Origin of the sequence: Pseudomonas sp. CM27 (genome assembly GCF_013179515.1) — a bacterium.
In the GTDB taxonomy this organism is placed as follows: Bacteria; Pseudomonadota; Gammaproteobacteria; order Pseudomonadales; family Pseudomonadaceae; genus Aquipseudomonas.
On record NZ_JABMCN010000099.1, the window covers coordinates 14,696 to 19,502 of the forward strand.

General features: G+C 62.2%; 7 protein-coding genes. All 7 read right to left on the minus strand.

Annotation, left to right across the window (positions count from 1 at the left end):
- A partial coding sequence (locus tag HP547_RS14205; RefSeq protein ID WP_172286631.1) for a helix-turn-helix transcriptional regulator occupies positions 1–335 on the minus strand: 335 nt, incomplete at its 3' end.
- A gap of 185 nt (positions 336–520) precedes the next feature.
- On the minus strand, positions 521–1,048 hold the full coding sequence (gene ppa, locus HP547_RS14210; protein WP_016497835.1) for an inorganic diphosphatase: 528 nt from the start codon (positions 1,046–1,048) through the stop codon (positions 521–523).
- A gap of 93 nt (positions 1,049–1,141) precedes the next feature.
- Positions 1,142–1,957, minus strand: a complete 816-nt coding sequence (locus tag HP547_RS14215) for a zinc-dependent peptidase (protein ID WP_172286632.1) — start codon at positions 1,955–1,957, stop codon at positions 1,142–1,144.
- A 20-nt stretch (positions 1,958–1,977) separates the two neighbouring features.
- Positions 1,978–2,625: a DedA family protein gene (locus tag HP547_RS14220; RefSeq protein WP_019472362.1), complete on the minus strand. Its 648-nt coding sequence runs from the start codon at positions 2,623–2,625 to the stop codon at positions 1,978–1,980.
- 276 nt (positions 2,626–2,901) lie between these two features.
- Positions 2,902–3,360 carry a GNAT family N-acetyltransferase gene (locus tag HP547_RS14225; protein ID WP_172220544.1) on the minus strand — a complete coding sequence of 153 codons (459 nt, stop codon included), beginning with the start codon at positions 3,358–3,360 and terminating at the stop codon, positions 2,902–2,904.
- A 108-nt stretch (positions 3,361–3,468) separates the two neighbouring features.
- The gene (gene eutC, locus HP547_RS14230; protein WP_172286633.1) at positions 3,469–4,284 is read right to left on the minus strand and encodes an ethanolamine ammonia-lyase subunit EutC; all 816 of its coding nucleotides are present in this window, start codon (positions 4,282–4,284) and stop codon (positions 3,469–3,471) included.
- 8 nt (positions 4,285–4,292) lie between these two features.
- Positions 4,293–4,807, minus strand: a 515-nt coding sequence (gene eutB, locus HP547_RS14235; protein ID WP_172286634.1) for an ethanolamine ammonia-lyase subunit EutB, incomplete at its 5' end; no start/stop codon positions are given.

Below are 4,807 nucleotides of genomic sequence, written 5' to 3' on the forward strand. Positions count from 1 at the left end.
GCTGGCGAAAGCAGGCCGTTACGTACCTCGTGGTAGGGCACATTCAGTACCCGGCCGCGATGCACCGACAAGGGGCTTGGGGTGTTGGCGGGTGCCGGGCGGGGCGGAAAGTTGCGCAGGATCGGGTTGGGGTGTTTGGGCCCTTCGCCCGTGCGCAGCCAACGACGATGCACACAGAACAAATCGGCCAGTTCGTCCAGCCGGGCCAGGGGGACGCCGCGTTTTAACCAGTTGTTGACGTGCTGTGGTGTGACGCTGCGCTGGGCAGCGAAATCAGAAGAGGTCAGGCCACATTCGTGAAGAAGGGCTTTGAGGCGGTCGCCGGAAGTGTTCATGGCCGCGAGTGTAGCGGCGGGTTGCCAGTAAGGATATGAACCGAGTGTTGACGGAAATTGTACGAAAAGGGCCCGTTTGTAGGGCGTTGGTGTAGGACTGCGTAAGATTTATTACCGCCAGTCTCCGCACCCTCCATCCGGACAAAAAAAACCCCGCCGAGGCGGGGTTTTTTGCACAACCGGTATCAGCCTTTGTAGGCAGCAACCGATTTGGTGATCGCAGCACGGGCGGCGTCGGCGCCGTCCCAGCCTTCGATCTTGACCCACTTGCCTTTCTCGAGATCTTTGTAGTTGGCAAAGAAGTGCTCGATCTGCTGGATCAGCAGGGCTGGCAGGTCGGTGTATTCCTTCACGTCGACGTACAGCTGCGACAGCTTGTCGTGCGGTACAGCGATGACCTTGGCGTCGCCGCCGCCGTCGTCGGTCATGTTCAGGATGCCGACCGGACGGGCACGGATAACCGAGCCTGGGGCTACCGGGTAAGGGGTAACCACCAGCACGTCCAGCGGGTCACCGTCGTCAGCCAGGGTGTTCGGGATGAAGCCGTAGTTGGCTGGGTAGAACATCGGGGTGGCCATGAAACGGTCGACGAACAGGGTGTCGCTGTCCTTGTCGATCTCGTATTTGATCGGCGCGTGGTTGGCCGGGATCTCGATGGCGACGTAGATGTCGTTCGGCAGGTCTTTGCCCGCCGGAATCTTGCTGTAGCTCATTGGGCAGTGCCCCCGTGTTTGACCAAAAAAGTGGCGGCGATTATAGGCACATTCTGCCGCTGCATGCCACGCCTGGCCTGATGTGTGGCCGCGTCAGGCGTGGCTTTCGCGGTAGTCGGGGTGTTCGGCCTGGAGCCGGCTCAGGCGCGCCAGCGGGTCCTGGCGGTAGAACAGCGACAGCTGATGGTAGACCCGTGGATACGCCTGCTGCAGCAGGTCGGGGGCACTGAAGAAGTATTCGCTGGTAACGGCAAAGAACTCTGCCGGGTTTTCGGCGGCATACGGGTCGATGGCGGTTTCGGCGTCGGGGTCTTTGTCCAGCTGGCGGTTGAGGTCGTCGTAGGCCTGTTGCATGGCGTGCGCCCATTCATCCACAGGCATGCCGCTGTGCAGCGGCGGCAGGCCATTGGCATCGCCGTTGAGCATGTCCAGCTTGTGCGCCAGTTCGTGGATGACCAGGTTGTAGGCTTCCCAGCCGCCGCTGGCCAGCACGCCGTTCCAGGCGAGGATGATCGGGCCCTGTTGCCAGGCCTCGCCGCTGTGCTCGCCCTCCCAGGCGTGCTCCACGCCGCTGGCGTCGCGGTGGCGCTGGGGGCTTTTGAAGTCGTCGGGGTAAAGGATGATTTCGTGAAAACCCTGATACCAGTTCAGGTCGCCCAGGTGCAGCAACGGTAACTGGGCCTGGGCGGCCAGGAACAGCCGTTGCTCATCGTCCGGCTCGACGCCTGGCAGGCAGGTGAGGTGTTTGTCGAGCAGGAAAAGGATGCAGGCTTCGCGCAGCCAGTGGTCTTCTTCGTCACTGATGCCGTCCAGCATCGGCAGGCGCGCGCGCACGGCATGCCATTGCTGGGGGGCGATGGGGTAGCGCGCCAGGGTGCGCTTGCGCCGCCAGGCGCTGAATGACCACATGTCTGCTGTGCTTCGAGCGTTCAGTGAGCCTTGGCCGCACGGCCCAGGCGGCCACGCAGCAGGCCGAGGATCATTGGCACCAGCGACAGGACGATGATGCCCACCACCATCAGCGACAGGTGCTGCTTGATGAACGGCACGTTGCCGAAGAAGTAACCCAGGGTGACCAGGCCGCCGACCCACAGCAGCGAACCGGCGACGCTGAAGCCGAGGAAGCGGGGGTAATGCATGTGGGCAATACCGGCAACAAACGGGGCGAAGGTGCGCAGGATGGGCAGGAAGCGCGCCAGGGTCACGGTTTTACCACCATGGCGTTCATAGAACTCGTGGGTGCGCTGCAGGTAGTCGCGGCGGAAGATTTTCGAGTTGGGGTTATTGAACAACCGCTCGCCGGCCGTTCGGCCGATCACGTAATTGGTGCTGTCGCCCAGGATTGCCGCTGCCATCAGCAGGCCAGCCAGCAGTACCGGGTCCATGCCGCCGCCCGCAGCTACGGCGCCGGCAATGAACAACAACGAATCGCCCGGCAGGAACGGCATGACCACCAGCCCGGTTTCACAGAAGATCACGGTGAACAGGATGGCGTAGATCCATGGACCGTAATTGGTGACCAGCAGATCGAGGTAGGCATCGAGATGCAGGATAAGGTCCAGCGGGTTGAAATCCATGTACAGCACCTGTGTTCTTGGGCGTAGGCTCGGTTACCTGGCGATGGGTAAATTTTCACACATGACAGGTGGGGCATTATACGGCGAAGTGAAGAACATGCCCGGGGAGTTTGTAGCGGGGGGTTACGGTAGGGAGTTTGTGGGTCAACACAGAGCACCTGTAGGAGCAGCCTTGCGCTGCGAAGAGGCCAGTAAGGCCACAGGCAATCATTTGCCGTATCGGCCCTTTCGCAGCGCAAGGCTGCTCCTACAAATGCGCTGCCCTGTTTTGAGAGGTCAATCCTGACTGATCGGCAGGATGTAGTTCTCGAACTCGGTGTCCTTGCGAAAGCCAATGGATTCGTAGGTCTTGCGGGCTGCCTCGTTACCGGCACTGGTTGAGACCCGCAGGCGTACCGCGTTGGTGTCCTTGGCCATCTTCTTCGCCTCGCGCATCAGGTGGTCGGCCACCAGCATGCGCCGCGAATCCTCGGCCACGTAGATATCGTTGAGAATCCATACCCGCTTCAGCGACAGCGATGAGTAGCTCGGGTAAAGCTGGCAGAAGCCCAGCAGCTTGCTGTCGTCGTCTTCCGGCAGCGCCAGATAGATCACCGATTCATCCCGTTTCAGGCGCTTTTCCAGGAAGCTGCGCGAACTGTCGGGGTAGGGCAGCTGCCCATAGAACTCACGGTATTTGACGAACAACGGCGTGAGCAGGTCGAGGTGTTCCAGGGTTGCCTTGATGATGCGCATGTGCGGCCCTCAGAGTCCATTTGGGGAAACAGCGGAATGCCAGCAGCTTTCAAGGGCATGCTGCCCAATGCGCGTCACAAGTGCAATCCGCCTTCCGTTACATGTTTTTTACCCTTTGCCGAGCAGGAAGTTGCCTTTCTGGTTGCCAGCGTTGTCACCCTCCAGGCTATGGACCTCGGCTTCGTCCTTCAGATTCACCCCGGAAAGCTGGCGCCGACAGGCTTCGCGCATCAGGTACAGCAGGCGGTGCGCCGCCATGCCATAGCTCAGGCCCTCCAGGCGCACGTTGGAGATGCAGTTACGGTAGGCATCGGTCAGGCCGACCTTGGGCGCGTAGGTAAAGTACAGGCCAAGGCTATCGGGCGAGCTGAGCCCCGGGCGCTCGCCGATCAGCATCACGGTCATCCGTGCGCCCAGCAATTCGCCCACCTGATCGGCGACTGCTACCCGGCCCTGTTCTACCAGCACCACCGGCGCACAGGTCCAGCCATCGGCGGCGGCTTGCTCCTCGAAACGGGTCAGGAACGGCAGGGTGTGGCGATGAACGGCCAAGGCCGACAGGCCATCGGCGACCACGATGGCCAGGTCGACGCCACCGGGGTTGGCCTGGGCGTGCTGGCGCAGCGTGCTGATCGAATCGTCATTCAGGCGCCTGCCCAGGTCCGGGCGCTGCAGGTACTGGTGGCGGTCGCTCGCGGCGCTGTGCAGCACCAGGCTGTCGCGGCCCTTTTCTTTCAACTGAGTGGCCAGGCCAGCATGGTCGAAGGCCAGGTGCACGGCGTCGCGGGCCTGGGCATGGGCGAACTGGAAATCCAGCTGCGCCCCGGTCGGCAGGCTGGTGCCGGCACGGCCCAGGGCGATGCGCGCCGGGGTCAGGGTGCGCAAGGCCAGCCAGGGGTTGTCAGGAGTAGGCGTGCGGTTCATGGTCATCCCTATGCAAGCTGGGCCAAGGCCTGGCGGAAAGCCGGCGGCAGGTTGTCACCAAAGCGCACCCGGCCGTCGGCCTGGGTGAAGATGCCGGTATGAGCCAACCATGCCTCGAACTCCGGCCCGGGCTTCAGGCCCAGGGTCTGGCGCGCGTAAAGCGCGTCATGGAACGAGGTGGTCTGGTAATTGAGCATGATGTCGTCAGAGCCGGGTATGCCCATGATGAAGTTGATCCCGGCCACACCCAGCAGGGTCAGCAGGGTGTCCATGTCGTCCTGGTCGGCTTCGGCGTGGTTGGTGTAGCAGATGTCGCAGCCCATCGGTACGCCCAGCAGCTTGCCGCAGAAGTGGTCTTCGAGGCCGGCGCGGATGATCTGCTTGCCGTTGTACAGGTATTCCGGGCCGATAAAGCCGACCACGGTGTTGACCAGAAACGGCTTGAAATGGCGGGCTACGGCATAGGCGCGGGTTTCACAGGTTTGCTGGTCGACGCCATGGTGGGCGTTGGCCGACAAGGCGC